Source organism: Klebsiella sp. RCJ4 (assembly GCF_009025755.1).
GTDB lineage: Bacteria > Pseudomonadota > Gammaproteobacteria > Enterobacterales > Enterobacteriaceae > Klebsiella > Klebsiella michiganensis.
Genome location: NZ_WCIN01000039.1, coordinates 132012 through 147680, shown reverse-complemented (window position 1 = coordinate 147680; position 15669 = coordinate 132012). Strand labels below are relative to the sequence as shown.

Sequence of the window (15669 nt, the reverse complement as noted above, 5' to 3'; positions counted from 1 at the left end):
TTAAACTCCTAACTTCCATGACAGGGTACGCAGCAGGTCGGCGAAAACGCCAGCCGCCGTCACATCGTTACCCGCACCATAACCGCGCAGCACCAGCGGCAGCGGCTGGTAATAGTGGCTGTAGAACGCCAGCGCATTCTCGCCGTTTTTCACTTTAAACAGCGGATCGTTGCCATCAACCGCGGCGATTTTCACGCGGCAGGTGCCATCCTCTTCGATATTACCGACATAGCGCAAGACCTTACCTTCATCGCGCGCTTTTGAGACCCGCGAGGCAAACTCGTCATCCAGAGAAGGCAGGCGTGCCATAAAGCTGTCGACATCGCCGCTGGCGTCAAAACCCGCCGGTAGCGCCGGCTCTACGATAATGTCAGACAGCTCCAGTTCACGCCCGGTTTCACGCGCGAGGATTAGCAGCTTACGCGCGACATCCACGCCGGAAAGATCGTCGCGCGGATCCGGTTCGGTATAGCCCATTTCACGCGCCAGCTTCGTCGCCGCGGAGAAGCTTACGCCTTCGTCCAGCTTACCGAAGATAAATGACAGCGAGCCGGACAGAATACCGGAGAAGCGCAGCAGCTCATCACCGGCGTTCAGCAAATTTTGCAGGTTTTCGATTACCGGCAGCCCCGCGCCGACGTTGGTATCGTATAAAAACTTACGTCGTGAGCTGCTCGCGGCATGACGCAGCTGATGATAGTAATCCAGCGATGAGGTATTGGCCTTTTTGTTCGGCGTCACCACGTGGAAACCTTCGCGCAGGAAATCGGCGTACTGATCGGCCACCGCCTGGCTGGAGGTACAGTCGACAATCACCGGGTTCAGCAGATGGTACTCTTTCACCAGACGAATAAGTCGTCCCAGGTTGAACGCCTCTTTGGCTTCCGCCAGCTCATCACGCCAGTTTTCAAGGTTCAGGCCGTGTACGTTGGTCAGCAAGGCGCGCGAGTTAGCCACCCCGCAAACGCGGAGGTCGATATGTTTACTCTTCAACCAGCTCTGCTGGCGCTTGATCTGTTCGATCAGCGCGCCGCCGACGCCGCCGATGCCAATGACAAACACTTCAATCACCTGATCGGTATTGAACAGCATCTGGTGGGTCACGCGAACGCCGGTGGTCGCATCATCGTTGCTCACGACAACGGAGATAGAGCGCTCGGAAGAACCCTGGGCAATCGCCACAATGTTGATATTGGCGCGCGCCAGCGCAGCGAAGAATTTAGCGGAAATCCCACGCAGGGTGCGCATACCATCGCCGACAACCGAAATAATCGCCAGACGTTCCATGATCGACAGCGGCTCAAGCAGCCCCTCTTTCAGCTCCAGATAAAATTCATCTTCCATTACCCGCTTCGCCCGAGCGCAATCGCTCTGCGGCACGCAGAAGCTGATGCTGTATTCGGAAGAGGACTGGGTGATAAGAACAACGGAGATTCCCGCGCGGGACATAGTGGCGAACACGCGCGCCGCCATGCCAACCATCCCCTTCATCCCCGGCCCGGAGACGTTGAACATCGCCATATTGTTGAGATTAGAGATACCTTTCACCGGCAGATCGTCTTCATCGCTGCTGCCGCCGATAAGCGTACCCGGCGCCTGCGGATTACCGGTATTTTTGATTAAACAGGGGATCTGGAACTGGGCGATGGGGGCTATAGTACGCGGGTGCAAAACTTTAGCGCCGAAGTAGGAGAGCTCCATCGCTTCCTGATAGGACATCGACTTCAGCAAACGCGCATCCGGCACCTGACGCGGGTCGCAGGTATAAACGCCGTCAACGTCGGTCCAGATTTCACAGCAGTCGGCGCGCAGGCAGGCGGCCAGCACCGCTGCGGAGTAGTCAGAGCCGTTACGGCCCAGCACCACCAGTTCGCCCTTTTCGTTACCGGCGGTAAAGCCCGCCATCAGCACCATATGGTCAGCCGGGATCTGGCTGGCGGCAATGCGGCGGGTCGACTCGGCGATATCCACGGTGGATTCGAGGTAATGGCCAACGGCAAGCAGTTTTTCAACCGGATTAATCACCGTGACGTTATGACCGCGCGCTTCCAGTAAGCCGGCCATAATAGCGATGGAGAGCTTTTCTCCCCGGCAGATCAGAGACGCATTGACGCTATCCGGGCACTGTCCGAGCAGGCTAATACCGTGCAGGACGTGTTTGATTTGCGCAAACTCCTGCTCGACAAACATTTTCAACTGAGCGTGCGGAAAGCCCGGCTGGGCATCGGCGAGGCCTTGCAGAAGTTCGGCGAAAATGCGTTCGGCATCAGCGATATTGGTCAGCGCATCCTGCCCGCCAATGGTTTTTTCGATCATCGCAACCAGATGGTTAGTGATCTTCGCCGGGGCAGACAGTACGGTCGCTACCTGCCCCTGCCTGGCATTACTCTCCAGAATATCGGCAACACGCAGAAAACGTTCTGCATTTGCCACTGATGTACCGCCGAACTTCAACACACGCATGGTTATGACCCCTTGATTTTTTATCGAAAAAAAAGCCCGCACTGTTCAGGTGCGGGCTTTTTTCTGTGTTTCCTGTACGCGTCAGCCCGCACCGTTACCTGTGGTAATAGTGGTGGTGATAATCGTGGTGATCATGCCGATGCGATTCATGGATGTTGTGTACTCTGTAATTTTTATCTGTCTGTGTCCTGTGCCTATATTGGTTAAAGTATCTGTCGACTTAAGTCAACGAATTTCTACTTTTAGCCCTTTTTTTCACACCTGGCCAATACGCCATAGCAACCTGACAATTCATCCGTATTTACGCATCCAGACGCAAATAATTAGCACATAAGACCATATGAAAATAATATGACAGCATTTTACCCTGGGAGGTTTTTTTCAATATCGTGCAGTAAACGATGCAGCATGGCGGTGTCTCGCTGCTGCAAAAGTCCTATCCGCTGCTCCAGCCAGTCGGACAGTTTTACATCGTCACCCGCGCCGAGGCGGTTAAGCAGAGCGCGCGTTCGCAGGCGTAACGCCTGCAGCTGATTATCATCTGCGTCGGCGGAGGTTGACGGGGCCCGCTGCAGCAATGAGGTCAGCTGGTAGCAATAGACCATCACCGACTGCCCCAGGTTTAGCGAAGGATAGTCAGCCGCCATCGGCACACCGGTCAACACATCGGCAAGGGCCAGCTCTTCATTCGTCAGACCAGAATCTTCCCGACCAAACACCAGCGCGGCATGATGCATCCACTGCGCTTTTTCTTCCAGCAGCGGCAGGAGCTGCTGCGGCGTCGCGTAGTAGTGGAAACGCGCCCGGCTGCGGGCGGTCGTGGCCACGGTAAAATCAACATCGTGCAGCGCCTGCTCCAGCGTGGCATAAGTGTTGATATTATCGAGGATATCGCCAGAACCGTGCGCGACCCAGCGCGCGGCGGGCTGCAAATGCGCCTCGCTATCGACGATACGCATGTCGCTAAACCCCATGGTTTTCATCGCTCTGGCTGCCGCCCCGACGTTTTCCGCCCGAGCCGGGGACACTAATACAATTGATAAACGCATTCGGTTTCTCTTTTACCTTTTAGGCGGTGGGAATAACGATTTTTTCCCTCATTTTACGCGCCGTGAATTTACAAATTTGCAACAAAAATCACTAAATTTGAGCTTTATCACCCATAAAAAAAACTAAACTATTCCCAAGGCACCATGACACAGAGTATGTTAACAGAACGGCTTTATCCGTATGTTTGGCAATGAAATTTACGTCCGAGTACGTTTTGAGGCTTTGGATTCACCGCGTTTATTATTTTCTCATTGCAACTAATTGAGCGAAGTATGAATTGTGAAGATGAATCCCGTTTAGATGCAATGATTTCACAAGACTGTTAACGTGCTACAATTGAACTTGATATATGTCAACGAAGCGTAGTTTTATTGGGTGTCATGCCTCACTTAGCCTGTTATGTTGCTGTTAAAATGGTTAGGATGACAGCCGTTTTTGACACCGTCGGGTCCAGAGGGAAAGTACCCACGACCAAGCTAATGATGTTGTTGACGTTGATGGAAAGTGCATCAAGAACGCAATTACGTACTTTAGTCATGTTACGCCGGGCATGTTAATTTGCGACATGCACCAGGCAGGTCAGGGACTTTGGTACTTCCTGTTTCGATTTAGTTGGCAATTTAGGTAGCAAACATGCAGACCCCGCACATTCTTATCGTTGAAGACGAGTTGGTAACACGCAACACGTTAAAAAGTATTTTCGAAGCAGAAGGTTATGATGTATTCGAAGCGACCGATGGCGCGGAAATGCATCAGATCCTGTCTGAAAATGATATCAACCTGGTGATCATGGATATCAACCTGCCGGGTAAAAATGGTCTCCTGTTAGCACGCGAACTGCGTGAGCAGGCGGACGTCGCGCTGATGTTCCTCACCGGCCGCGATAACGAAGTGGATAAAATCCTTGGCCTCGAAATTGGCGCCGATGATTATATCACTAAACCGTTCAACCCACGTGAACTGACGATCCGCGCGCGCAACCTGCTCTCCCGTACCATGAACCTGGGTACCGTGAGCGAAGAGCGCCGTAGCGTGGAAAGCTACAAGTTCAACGGCTGGGAGCTGGATATCAATAGCCGCTCGCTGGTAAGCCCCAATGGTGAGCAGTATAAGCTGCCGCGCAGTGAATTCCGCGCCATGCTGCACTTCTGCGAAAATCCGGGCAAAATCCAGTCGCGTGCGGAACTGCTGAAGAAAATGACCGGCCGTGAGCTGAAGCCGCACGACCGTACCGTGGACGTGACCATCCGTCGCATTCGTAAGCATTTTGAATCCACTCCGGACACCCCGGAAATTATCGCCACCATCCATGGCGAGGGGTACCGCTTCTGTGGCGACCTGCAGGAATAACACCATTTTTCTTGCTGTCATAACGTAAAAACGGCGCAATTCGCGCCGTTTTTTTTATTTCCAGATCCTGAGCTTATCGTCATCCTGACCAGCGTCCGGCAGCTCACCTTTTGCCTTCGGCAGAGATAACGCGTACCAGTCAACGTGGCGGGTCAGGAACATCAGCGCACTTAACGCCAGCAGCAATACGCCGGTCCCCAGCAGCAATGCGCTATCTTCCGATCGCAACAGCATCCACATAACGCCGTCCAGCAGCAGTAGCGCGCAGACGAACAGTAAACTGTTACGCCAACCATTCAATACTGCCTGAAGATACACCCCGTTGATGAGCGCGCCTAGCAGGCTGGCGGCAATCCACGATGCCGTAAAACCGATATGTTCGGACAGCGCCAGCAGCACCAGATAGAACATGACCAGCGACAGCCCCACCAGCAGATACTGCATGGGGTGCATGCGATACCGCGTTAAGCTTTCAAAAACAAAAAATGCCATAAACGTCAGCGTTATCAACAGAACGGCATATTTTGTCGCCCGATCGGTCAGCTGATATTGATCGGCGGACGTGGTGACATTCACGTTGAAAGCGGGCAACTGACGCCACTCAATCTGCCGACCCTCAACAAAAAACTTCGCCATATTGTTGGCAAACCAGGTGCTTTGCCACTGGGCGCTATAGCCTGTTGGGCTGACTTCCCGCTTTGCAGGTAAAAAGTCGCCAAGGAAACCCGGGTGCGGCCAGTTGCCGGCAAGCTGTAAGGTACTGTTGCGCCCAAGCGGAACCACCGAGAAACTGCCGCTGCCATTCAGATTGAGCGTGAATTCAATATCCAGCGCTTTTTGTTCAGGGAGTAACAGCGGCATCGGCATATGAATGCCCTCCCCGCTATCGTCGAGACCCGGCCCAGGCTCAACGGGTAGCCTCTCGCCATTGAGCTCTGGTGACTTAATCTCGCCAATACCGCGCGCATCTCTGACGCTGACAACCAGAAACGGTCTGCCCAGCGTAATCGTCTGCTTCCTGAGCGCCTTGATGCGCGAAGGATCAAAATGCGCTTTGACGCTGAGATTATTGTGCCAGATCTGCCCCTCATAGATACCGATTCGCCGTGATTCAACATCCTGATTACCGGTGACCGCCAGCGTCTCCGGCAGCCAGTAGTGTACCCACTGGGTTTGATATTCTACCGTTTTAGTTCCCTCAACCCGCGTTAGCGTCTCGGTTACCGGAATGGCAATCAGCGGTCCGGCCAGTTTCTGCGATCCGCTGGTGCTGCTCTCCAGCGCGTCAACCACGTCGCTACGATAGTCCGCGCGTTCAACGATCAGCTGCCGGACCAGCATCAGCGGGATCGACAACAGTAAAATGCACCCCAGCAGGGTGCTCATTTTCCAGAATAGTGGTGATTTCAACATAGCCCTCTCCTTAGTGATGCGCTCACCTTAAAGGGGCCGTGTGGGGAGAGTTTGAAGCTATGTGAAGTGAGCGTGAAGTGTCAGCAAAGCGCACGCGCCGCCTTCAGGGCGGTTAACCAGCTGGATGTCCCCCTGATGCAGGCGCGCGACTTCACGAACAAACGCCAGCCCCAGGCCACTGCTTTTTTGCCCATTTTCACGAGGCAGAGAATAGAAACGTTCAAAAATACGCCCCAGGGCGTAGTCGGGAATGCCGCATCCCGTATCGCATACGGTTAACAGCACGCCGCCATCACGCTCTTCCGCCCCAAGCAGGATTTCACCTGCGGAAGGCGTGAAATCGATAGCATTATCAAGGAGATTACCCAACGCCTGCGCCAGAAGCTCCCGATCGCCTTCAACCATCAGAGGCGTATCCTGCCAGCGCAGCGTCACTTTTTTCGCCGCCAGCGCGATCTCGCGCTCCTCGGCCAGGCGATGAAATAGCTCAGCGACGGGGACGGGACGTCGGGCGATCTCCAGCCGGTTCTCCAGCCGGGCCTGCTGGAGCAAATTTTCCACCAGCGACTGCATTCGCGCGTTCTGCGCCAGAATATTACGGGTAAAACGGGCGGCGACCTCAGGCGGAGGAGCCTCACGGAGAATTTCTGCCGCGCCGCGAATCGCCGCCAGCGGGCTCTTCAGCTCATGGGTCAGCGCATAAATATAGTTTTCAATAGCGTTTTTACCTTCAAGCTTAAGGCGCATACTCTCCAGCGCCTGCGCCAGCTTACGCAGTTCGCTGCCGCCCAGATTCGGCAGCGGAACCGGACGATCGGCGGTCACGGAGTCCGCGTAGCGAACCAGCTTGCCGATGGAAAAGTTAATCCACCATACCATCGCAGCGCCTATCAGGAGCGCGATCCCCAGCAGCGCCCCGCCGGCCCACAGAATACGCCGCTCGCTGCGTTTAATGACCGGCGCCATGGCCAGGTTGGGTTTCCCGACGCTTAGCACGCCAATGATTCGGCCGCTGTCAGTCACCGGCGCGGCAATATACATCACCGAGCTGTTATCATCGTTCGGATCGCTGCGCGTGCTGCGCGCGCCGTATTGCCCGCGTAAAGTGAGCCAGACATCGTTCCAGCGCGAGTAGTCTTGCCCCAGCGCACTGCCCGCAGAATCAAACACCACCTTGCCCTGCGCATCGGTCATATAGACGTGATATTCATTGCGAACTTTATTAATGCCGGCAATGTTGGCGTTGATCGGCTGGCGATGCAGCGTTTGAAAAGCCTGGGCCAGGCGCCCGTGCTGGGGATCGGCGGAGAGTAAATCCTCGCGGGCCAGCTCGGCAAGCAGGGTAGCCGTATCAATCAGCGTCCCTTCGGTTGCCCGCCGGACCCCGGGTTTAATCTCCTGAACGAAGATGGAAAGCACAAACCAGGCCGCGATCGCCACAATCAAAAAGTAGCCCATCAGCAGCCGCATACCGATGCGCATCAGAAGCCTCCAAGGCTGTATCCCATGCCGCGGTGCGTATTGATGGGGGAGATGTCAGGGTTCACTTCTCGCAGCTTAGCGCGCAGCGTTTTGATATGAGTATCCACGGTACGATCGAAGCTCTCGTTCGCATCGCCCCATACCTGCTCCATCAGCAGCTGGCGGGAAAAAATGCGCCCCGGAGAGTGCAGTAACGTTTTTAATAATAAAAACTCATAGCGGGTCAGATTCAGGCTCTGACCGCACCAGGTGACCCGAGCCGCGGCGTCGTTCAATGTGAACTCCCCCACGCGCAAGAGCGGTGGAGGGGCGGCGAACTTCTGCAGCCGCCGCAGAACGGTGCGAACTCTGGCGCAAACTTCACGAGGGGAAAATGGCTTGGCAATATAGTCATCAGCGCCGATTTCCAGGCCAAGCAGCTTATCCACCTCTTCGCTGCGGGCCGTCAGGAACAGCACCGGCAGCGCCGGGTAGCGGGCAAGCAGCCGCCGACAGAGCTCAAACCCGCTGATATCCGGCAGCCCGACGTCGAGAATCGCCAGGTCGGGTTGGTGGTGATGTGCCGCATCGAGCGCCGGCAGTCCGCGCTCGAACGCCGTAACGATAAATCCTTCCTGCTGCAGCTGGTAGACGAGCGTATCGGCGATGCTCATCTCATCTTCCACCAACCAGATCCGCGGTTGTTGCATCGGCGTTCCCTGTTATTTATTCCATGGCATAATCGGCACCGCGCTAATCGCGTTCTTCGGCGAGCCATCGACGATTTTATCCGAATAGGTCAGATAGACCAGCGCATTGCGTTTGGCATCGTAAAAGCGCACCACCTGCAGCTTTTTAAATACCAGCGAGGTGCGTTTCTGGAACACGACATCGCCCTGCGTTTTACCGTTTTTGATTTTATCCGTCAGCTCAATCGGCCCCACCTGCTGACAGGAGATCGCGGCATCAGAGGTATCTTCCGCCAGCCCTAACCCGCCTTTAATTCCCCCGGTTTTCGCCCGGCTGATGTAGCACGTCACGTTTTGTACATCCGGGTCGTCAAAGGCCTCTACGACAATTTTATGATCCGGCCCAAGGAACTTAAACACGGTATCCACAGAGCCAATTTGCTCCGCCTGCGCCATCTGAGACCCCGCCAGTAAAAGCATACCTGCCACTAACTTCTTGTATTTCATATTGTTACCATTCTTAAAAATTTAGCTGAGTGATTATCACACATTAAGCAGAAAAGTTTTATAGATCACAGCTTTACAAAATTACCACCGATACTTCTGGAAGAATCGCATTTAAAAGCAAAAAAAACACTGAATGCTAAAACATCAAAAAATGCTATTATCCGCTACCTTTAGTATCAGGCACCTGAGTTTAAGGATGGGGATATTTTATGGATCAAGCAGGGATTATTCGCGATCTCCTTAGCTGGCTGGAAGGTCACCTGGATCAGCCACTCTCACTGGACAATGTGGCAGCGAAGGCGGGCTATTCCAAGTGGCATCTGCAAAGAATGTTCAAGGACGTGACCGGCCATGCCATTGGTGCCTATATTCGCGCCCGTCGCTTATCTAAGTCAGCGGTTGCCCTACGCCTGACCGCGCGTCCAATTCTCGATATTGCGCTGCAGTATCGCTTTGACTCGCAGCAGACTTTTACTCGCGCATTTAAAAAACAGTTCTCGTTGACGCCAGCCCTTTACCGACGCTCCCCCGACTGGAGCTCTTACGGTATGCGTCCTCCGCTGCGTCTGGGCGAGTTCACCATGCCGCAGTACGAATTCGTCACGCTGAACACCACTCAGCTGGTCGGCGTGACCCAGAGCTATACCTGCAAGCTGGAAGAGATCTCCGATTTCCGTAATCAGATGCGCGTGCAGTTCTGGCGTGAATTCCTCGCCAATACGCCGTCGATTCCTCCGACGCTGTACGGCCTGCATGAGCCGCGTCCGAGCCTCGATAAAGACGATGAGCAGGAGGTGTTTTACACCACCGCGCTGACGCCGGAGCTGGCTAACGGCCATCTGCACAACGCCCACCCGGTGACGCTGGAAGGCGGCGAATACGTGATGTTTACCTACGAAGGATTGGGCACCGGGCTACAGGAATTTATTCTGACGGTTTACGGCACCTGCATGCCGATGCTCAATCTCACTCGTCGTAAGGGCCTGGATATCGAACGCTTCTTCCCGGAAGATGAAAACCGGAATCAGGAACCGCCTATTCAGCTGCGCTGCGAATACCTGATTCCGATTCGTCGTTAACGCTGTAGCTCATCCATCGCGGGGGCATCAAGATGCGAGACATCCCCCGCGGTTTCCACGACCCATCCCGACGCCAGCCAGGGGCTTTGCTGATAGTCAACGCGAGAGATAGAGCAGTTGCGCAGACGCAGGCGACGCTCCGCATAGGCGGGCAAGCCAAGAATCGTACTCACCAGACACCCCAGCGCCATGCCGTGGCTCACCAGCAGCGGCCGGCTACCTGCGGGCAGCTCCAGACAAGAGGTCAGCGCCGCGTGCATACGGTCGCTCAGCTCCTGCATTGACTCTCCCTGCGGGATGCGCCCGTCGGGCGTACCATTAACCAGCTGTCGACGCCAGCCCTCTTCTTCTTCGCTCAGCGAGTCGATATGGCGCTTTTCCAGCACGCCCATATCCAGCTCACGCAAGCGTGAATCGGTCATGACGCTGCATCCGCAGGCTTCAGCGATGATTTCTGCGGTACGCCGCGTCCGGCCTAAATCGCTGGCGATAATATGCGTAATCCCCAGCGTTCTGGCGCGCTCGCCTACCTGCCAGGCCTGACGCTCACCGTGGGCGGTAAGCGGACTGTCGGACTGGCCCTGAATACGTCGCTCGGCGTTCCACTGCGTTTCACCGTGGCGAACAAGGTATACCTGTAACATGCTTTATTATCCGTTATGAGCTCTTAACCATTAAGCTACAAGCATAGCCGCCTGCAACAAGAATGATTTGGAGTATACTGCGATGATGTTTAGTATTTCTGAGTTGTTTTGATTATGCACCATGTTGTCTCAGCTACCACTAATCCCGCCAAAATTCAGGCAATTCTGCAGGCTTTTAACGAGATCTTCGGCGAAGGATCCTGCCACATTGAGTCCGTCTCCGTCGAGAGCGGCGTGCCGGAACAGCCTTTCGGCAGCGACGAAACGCGCGCTGGCGCACGAAACCGCGTGGCTAACGCGCGTCGCGCGCAGCCCAATGCTGACTTCTGGGTCGCTATTGAAGCCGGCATCGATGAGGGCAGCACCTTTAGCTGGGTGACGATCGAGGACGGCAGCCTGCGCGGCGAAGCGCGCTCGGCGACCCTGCCGCTGCCGCAGGTCATTCTTGAAAAAGTCCAGGCAGGAGAAGCGCTGGGGCCGGTGATGTCTCAGTATACCGGCATCGATGAAATTGGCCGTAAAGAGGGCGCTATCGGCGTATTTACGGCCGGAAAACTGACGCGCAGCAGCGTTTATCATCAGGCCGTCGTGCTGGCGCTAAGCCCGTTTCATAACGCTATTTATCGTTAACGTTAATCAACGCCTGCTCCAGCCACAGACGCAGCTCCGGCGGGGCTGACTTCAGGCTGTTCGAACCGCGGGTAATGGTGGCGATCCCGGCGCCGAGCTCGTTTTTCAGCTCGCGCTGGCTCATCTCGCCGCGCAGCAGCTCTTCAATAATACGCACCCGCGTGCCGAGCGCCTCGCGCTCGTCGGGCGTCAGCATGAGCTGTAAAAGCGGCAGATGGAGATCGTCGGCGTACGCCTGCTGCAGGAGGGCAACAAAACGCAGCCACTCCTGATGACGCTGTTCGGCCACCGCCGCTGAATAGGGGGATTGTTGGGTCATGTTACGCCACCTGTCGAATGTACTCACTAACGAGTACAAAGCATAACATACTTCTGTCCGGACTCTACGGATTTCGGGCAACATCGCGACATACGATGTTGCCCGACGACGGCGATATTAATAGCGCAGCTTCCACTCCGCATCGCTCAGCAGCGTCTCTTTCTGGCCCATAAAATAGCGATAGTAGGCGTCATAGGACAAAACGTTTTTGACGTAGCCGCGCGTTTCAGAGAACGGAATGCTCTCAATAAACGCCACCGCGTCAATGCGGCCACCGCTGTTGCCCCGCCACGTGCGCACCCGCCCGGGACCGGCGTTATAGGCCGCGGAGGCGAAGATACGGTTATTGCCAAACTGCTGGTAAACATATTGCAGATAGCTGGTACCAATGTTGATGTTCATTTCCGGATCGAGCAGCTGCGATGGACCGCTATAGCCGGGAATACTGAACATGCTCACCGTATGCGTTGCCGTCCCCGGCATAATCTGCATCAGACCGCGGGCGCCAACCGGTGAACCGGCTTTCGGGTTCCAGGCGCTCTCCTGACGCGCAATGGCCATCGCGTAGCTTTGCGGAATATCTTTACCGCTGATATAGCGGGTAAAGAGGTCGTTATAGGCCAGCGGGAAACGCTCTTCCAGCTGATCCCACAATTTACCGGCGATGGTGGCCTGGACGCTGAGATCCCACCAGTTCTGATTAAACGCGTAACGAGCCAGCTGCGCCTGCTGGTCTTTGGTCTTGCTGGTGACCAGATTGGCCCACTCGCTGCGGGCGGTGTTATCCATATTCCAGTACATCAGTTCGCGCACCCGCGCCATTTCCTGCCCCGAGGTCAGCGCCGGATCGAGGTTCGCTGGCGCTTTATCGATGCGGAACCTGTACTCCTCGCCAAGGCGCTGCGCGGCGACCATCGGATAGAAGCCGCGCTGCTGCATCAGCGAGCGGAGAATATCTTTCGCTTCGTCATCGCGCCCGCGCTCCAGCAGCAGATCGGCCTGCCAGTAGCGCCATTCGTCCTTCTCTTTCGCCTCCATCGGCAAGCGCGCCAGCCAGGTGTTCAGGCCCCGGCGGTCCCCAAGGCCCAGCGCCATACGAACCCGGCGCTCCACCAGCGAGGTGGATTGCGAACGCATGATGGCATCGTCGCGCCAGATGGCCTGCTCTTCGGTCACGTCGCTGCCCATCAGGCGCCAGGCGACGATGTCCCGCAGCTCCTGAATCTGATCTTCATTGAGCTGCTGCGCCTGCGCTAATGAGGGGATCATCAGGCGCGCATTTTCCACATCCTGCCGCGCAACGCTGGCAAACGCGACCGCCGCCATCTGGCGGGTAAAATCCGTCGCGCCGGTTGTCCGGGCGAACGTCATCACGCTATTGGGATCGTTAGCCAGCGCGATGACCGCCGTCGAAATCGTTTGATAATCAGCAGGCATCTGCTGGGCCAGGACCCGCACCAGGCTGGTATTGCCCGCTTTCATCGCCAGGCGAATGCGTTCAAGGTAGGCCAGCGGATCCTGCTGGCCGGAGGCGCGCCAGGCGCCAAACAGCTGGTCACAGGCGTTTGGCTGACTTTTGCCGCTCAGCCACAGCGCTTTGGCGCCGTCCCAGGCCTCCTGAGCCTGGCCGACGTTCCACTTCGCATAGTAGTAATTGCACTGCGCCTCGGTGCCGGTCGGCTTATCCGGGCTGAAGGCCAGCAGGCCGCGCCAGTCGCTACGGCGCGCCAGTTCATTGACGAACCGTGATTTCAGCGAGCGCGCGGGGGGCAGCGTCGGGTTGGCAGCGATAAAGTTGGTCACCACCAGCGCCGGCTGGTTCATCAGATCGTCGGTAATCTGCCGGTACTGGAGATAAGGATAGAGCGGATAGGTCGTCAGGGTGGGCATCAGCTGGTTGACGACGTCCATTTGTCGACTGTCCCACGCCTGTTTAATTTGAGCATAGCGGCTGCGCTGTTCATCCAGTGAATCCGCATGCGCCAGTTGGCTTAACGTCAGCAGACTTACGCCGGCGGCCAGAAGACGCCACGTCACAGTTTTGGCTTTTTCCACAAGCTCTTCCTCTATTCAGATACACCACAGCAGCATCATGCCGCGGGCAAAAATTTCAGGTATTACGTAGATATGCTAATCAGACAACGCGAATCGCGCCACGTCCCGGACATTTTTTTACGCTTTTGTGAATCCCATCGCCTCGCTGGGATTAAAGCGCGAAAAAGGCTACACTTCGCCTTTGAAAACTATTCACTACCCTACTCAAAATCATTCTGGCTGCATCAAGCGAGCCTGAGGGATGAAGAGTATATAAAAGAGGCGAAGTCCAACGTGGCTCAATTCGTTTATACCATGCATCGTGTCGGCAAAGTGGTTCCGCCGAAACGTCATATTCTGAAAAATATCTCCCTGAGCTTTTTCCCTGGCGCAAAAATCGGCGTTCTCGGTCTGAACGGCGCCGGTAAGTCTACCCTGCTGCGCATCATGGCCGGCATCGATACCGATATCGAAGGCGAAGCCCGTCCGCAGCCGGGCCTGAAAATCGGCTATCTGCCGCAGGAGCCGCAGCTCAATCCGGAGCAGACCGTACGTGAGTCGGTTGAAGAAGCGGTGGCCGAAGTGGTCAACGCCCTGAAAGGTCTCGACGAGGTGTACGCCAAATACGCGGAGCCGGATGCCGACTTCGACAAGCTCGCCGCTCAGCAGGGCAAGTTCGAAGAGATTATCCAGGCGCACGATGGCCATAACCTGAACGTCCAGCTTGAGCGTGCGGCGGATGCCCTGCGTCTGCCGGACTGGGACGCGAAAATCGCCAACCTGTCCGGCGGTGAGCGCCGCCGCGTCGCGCTGTGCCGCCTGCTGCTGGAAAAACCAGACATGCTGCTGCTCGACGAACCGACTAACCACCTGGATGCAGAGTCCGTCGCGTGGCTGGAACGCTTCCTGCACGATTTCGAAGGCACCGTCGTGGCAATTACCCACGACCGCTACTTCCTCGATAACGTCGCCGGCTGGATCCTTGAGCTTGACCGCGGCGAAGGTATTCCGTGGGAAGGCAACTACTCCTCCTGGCTGGAGCAGAAAGATCAGCGTCTGGCGCAGGAAGCTTCTCAGGAAGCGGCGCGCCGTAAGTCAATCGAGAAAGAGCTGGAGTGGGTCCGTCAGGGCGCGAAAGGCCGTCAGTCTAAGGGCAAAGCCCGTCTGGCGCGCTTTGAAGAGCTTAACAACGTCGAGTACCAGAAGCGTAACGAGACTAACGAACTGTTTATTCCGCCAGGCGCACGTCTGGGGGATAAAGTCGTGGAAGTCAGCAACCTGCGTAAGTCCTACGGCGACCGTCTGCTGATTGACGACCTGAGCTTCTCGGTACCGAAAGGCGCTATCGTCGGCATCATCGGCCCGAACGGCGCGGGTAAATCCACCCTGTTCCGCATGATGTCCGGTCAGGAACAGCCTGATGCCGGTTCAATCACCCTGGGTGAAACCGTCAAGCTGGCCTCCGTCGATCAGTTCCGCGACGCGATGGACAACAGCAAAACCGTATGGGAAGAAGTTTCCGGCGGGCTGGATATCATGAAGATTGGCAACACCGAGATGCCGAGCCGCGCCTACGTGGGCCGCTTTAACTTCAAAGGCGTTGACCAGGGCAAGCGCGTTGGCGAGCTGTCCGGCGGTGAGCGCGGTCGTCTGCACCTGGCGAAGCTGCTGCAGGTGGGCGGTAACGTCCTGCTGCTCGATGAACCCACCAACGACCTGGATATCGAAACCCTGCGCGCGCTGGAAAACGCCCTGCTGGAGTTCCCGGGCTGCGCGATGGTTATCTCGCACGACCGCTGGTTCCTCGACCGCATCGCGACCCACATTCTGGACTACCAGGATGAAGGTAAGGTGGAGTTCTTCGAAGGTAACTTTACCGAATACGAAGAGTACAAGAAACGCACCCTCGGCGCCGATGCGCTGGAGCCGAAGCGTATTAAGTACAAACGTATCGCGAAATAAAAGCAAAAGGGCAACGCAGGTTGCCCTTTTTCGTGTTTGCCCCCTCTCCCGCCGGGAGAGGGCTGTAG

At 56.0% G+C, this 15669-nt stretch carries 15 protein-coding genes and 1 other annotated feature; of the genes, 4 read left to right on the top strand and 11 right to left on the bottom strand.

Going from position 1 to position 15669, the window contains the following annotated elements; genetic code table 11:
* The 4 genes from thrA to yjjY form a co-directional block, all read right to left on the bottom strand.
* On the bottom strand, positions 1–2463 hold the full coding sequence (gene thrA, locus F8562_RS17035; RefSeq protein WP_032692979.1) for a bifunctional aspartate kinase/homoserine dehydrogenase I: 2463 nt from the start codon (positions 2461–2463) through the stop codon (positions 1–3).
* Between the two features lie 25 nt (positions 2464–2488).
* Positions 2489–2606 (bottom strand) — a sequence feature (Thr leader region).
* Entirely contained in the window at positions 2545–2613 is a 69-nt protein-coding gene (thrL, locus tag F8562_RS17030; RefSeq protein ID WP_004222578.1) for a thr operon leader peptide, read from the bottom strand. It overlaps the preceding feature by 62 nt.
* A gap of 212 nt (positions 2614–2825) precedes the next feature.
* Positions 2826–3512 (bottom strand): tRNA/rRNA methyltransferase, encoded by a 687-nt coding sequence (locus F8562_RS17025; protein ID WP_014227846.1) that lies wholly within the window; start codon positions 3510–3512, stop codon positions 2826–2828.
* 398 nt (positions 3513–3910) lie between these two features.
* A complete protein-coding gene (gene yjjY, locus F8562_RS17020; RefSeq protein ID WP_001541509.1) occupies positions 3911–4051 on the bottom strand; it encodes a protein YjjY in 141 nt (46 codons plus the stop codon).
* A 95-nt stretch (positions 4052–4146) separates the two neighbouring features.
* Here yjjY and arcA point away from each other — a divergent pair, with 95 nt between their 5' ends.
* A complete protein-coding gene (gene arcA / locus F8562_RS17015; protein ID WP_002887843.1) occupies positions 4147–4863 on the top strand; it encodes a two-component system response regulator ArcA in 717 nt (238 codons plus the stop codon).
* Between the two features lie 54 nt (positions 4864–4917).
* Here the strand turns inward: arcA and creD are convergent, their stop codons facing one another.
* From creD to creA, 4 genes are read right to left on the bottom strand one after another with little or no spacing between them, the layout of a single operon-like run.
* Positions 4918–6276, bottom strand: coding sequence for a cell envelope integrity protein CreD (gene creD / locus F8562_RS17010; protein WP_014837359.1), 1359 nt, complete (start codon positions 6274–6276; stop codon positions 4918–4920).
* 57 nt (positions 6277–6333) lie between these two features.
* Positions 6334–7758, bottom strand: coding sequence for a two-component system sensor histidine kinase CreC (creC, locus tag F8562_RS17005; protein WP_014227844.1), 1425 nt, complete (start codon positions 7756–7758; stop codon positions 6334–6336).
* A complete protein-coding gene (creB, locus tag F8562_RS17000) occupies positions 7758–8447 on the bottom strand; it encodes a two-component system response regulator CreB (RefSeq protein ID WP_004098427.1) in 690 nt (229 codons plus the stop codon). Before creB ends, creC begins: the two co-directional genes overlap by 1 nt.
* 12 nt (positions 8448–8459) lie before the next feature.
* The gene (creA, locus tag F8562_RS16995) at positions 8460–8933 is read right to left on the bottom strand and encodes a protein CreA (protein ID WP_004098425.1); all 474 of its coding nucleotides are present in this window, start codon (positions 8931–8933) and stop codon (positions 8460–8462) included.
* 209 nt (positions 8934–9142) lie between these two features.
* On the opposite strand from creA, the gene robA reads away from it, so the two are divergent.
* Positions 9143–10012 (top strand): MDR efflux pump AcrAB transcriptional activator RobA, encoded by an 870-nt coding sequence (gene robA / locus F8562_RS16990; protein ID WP_014227841.1) that lies wholly within the window; start codon positions 9143–9145, stop codon positions 10010–10012.
* On the opposite strand, the gene gpmB is transcribed toward robA, so the two are convergent.
* Complete coding sequence (gene gpmB / locus F8562_RS16985) at positions 10009–10656, bottom strand: 2,3-diphosphoglycerate-dependent phosphoglycerate mutase GpmB (protein ID WP_014227840.1); 648 nt, start codon at positions 10654–10656, stop codon at positions 10009–10011. The two genes, robA and gpmB, sit on opposite strands and share 4 nt — an antisense overlap.
* A gap of 114 nt (positions 10657–10770) precedes the next feature.
* On the opposite strand from gpmB, the gene yjjX reads away from it, so the two are divergent.
* Positions 10771–11286: an inosine/xanthosine triphosphatase gene (yjjX, locus tag F8562_RS16980; RefSeq protein WP_014837357.1), complete on the top strand. Its 516-nt coding sequence runs from the start codon at positions 10771–10773 to the stop codon at positions 11284–11286.
* Here the strand turns inward: yjjX and trpR are convergent.
* Both trpR and sltY read right to left on the bottom strand, forming a co-directional pair.
* The gene (trpR, locus tag F8562_RS16975; protein ID WP_004098417.1) at positions 11273–11605 is read right to left on the bottom strand and encodes a trp operon repressor; all 333 of its coding nucleotides are present in this window, start codon (positions 11603–11605) and stop codon (positions 11273–11275) included. The genes yjjX and trpR overlap by 14 nt on opposite strands.
* Before the next feature lie 117 nt (positions 11606–11722).
* Entirely contained in the window at positions 11723–13660 is a 1938-nt protein-coding gene (gene sltY, locus F8562_RS16970; protein WP_014837356.1) for a murein transglycosylase, read from the bottom strand.
* 273 nt (positions 13661–13933) lie between these two features.
* On the opposite strand from sltY, the gene ettA reads away from it, so the two are divergent.
* Positions 13934–15601: an energy-dependent translational throttle protein EttA gene (gene ettA, locus F8562_RS16965; protein WP_014227837.1), complete on the top strand. Its 1668-nt coding sequence runs from the start codon at positions 13934–13936 to the stop codon at positions 15599–15601.
* Positions 15602–15669: the final 68 nt, after the last annotated feature.

Bases quoted from the DNA above. Each gene is read 5' to 3' on its own strand.
- thrA (WP_032692979.1), bottom strand. From the start codon at position 2,463: ATGCGTGTGTTGAAGTTCGGCGGTACATCAGTGGCAAATGCAGAACGT.
- F8562_RS17025 (WP_014227846.1), bottom strand. From the start codon at position 3,512: ATGCGTTTATCAATTGTATTAGTGTCCCCGGCTCGGGCGGAAAACGTC.
- yjjY (WP_001541509.1), bottom strand. From the start codon at position 4,051: ATGACTAAAGTACGTAATTGCGTTCTTGATGCACTTTCCATCAACGTC.
- arcA (WP_002887843.1), top strand. From the start codon at position 4,147: ATGCAGACCCCGCACATTCTTATCGTTGAAGACGAGTTGGTAACACGC.
- creD (WP_014837359.1), bottom strand. From the start codon at position 6,276: ATGTTGAAATCACCACTATTCTGGAAAATGAGCACCCTGCTGGGGTGC.
- creC (WP_014227844.1), bottom strand. From the start codon at position 7,758: ATGCGCATCGGTATGCGGCTGCTGATGGGCTACTTTTTGATTGTGGCG.
- creB (WP_004098427.1), bottom strand. From the start codon at position 8,447: ATGCAACAACCGCGGATCTGGTTGGTGGAAGATGAGATGAGCATCGCC.
- creA (WP_004098425.1), bottom strand. From the start codon at position 8,933: ATGAAATACAAGAAGTTAGTGGCAGGTATGCTTTTACTGGCGGGGTCT.
- robA (WP_014227841.1), top strand. From the start codon at position 9,143: ATGGATCAAGCAGGGATTATTCGCGATCTCCTTAGCTGGCTGGAAGGT.
- gpmB (WP_014227840.1), bottom strand. From the start codon at position 10,656: ATGTTACAGGTATACCTTGTTCGCCACGGTGAAACGCAGTGGAACGCC.
- yjjX (WP_014837357.1), top strand. From the start codon at position 10,771: ATGCACCATGTTGTCTCAGCTACCACTAATCCCGCCAAAATTCAGGCA.
- trpR (WP_004098417.1), bottom strand. From the start codon at position 11,605: ATGACCCAACAATCCCCCTATTCAGCGGCGGTGGCCGAACAGCGTCAT.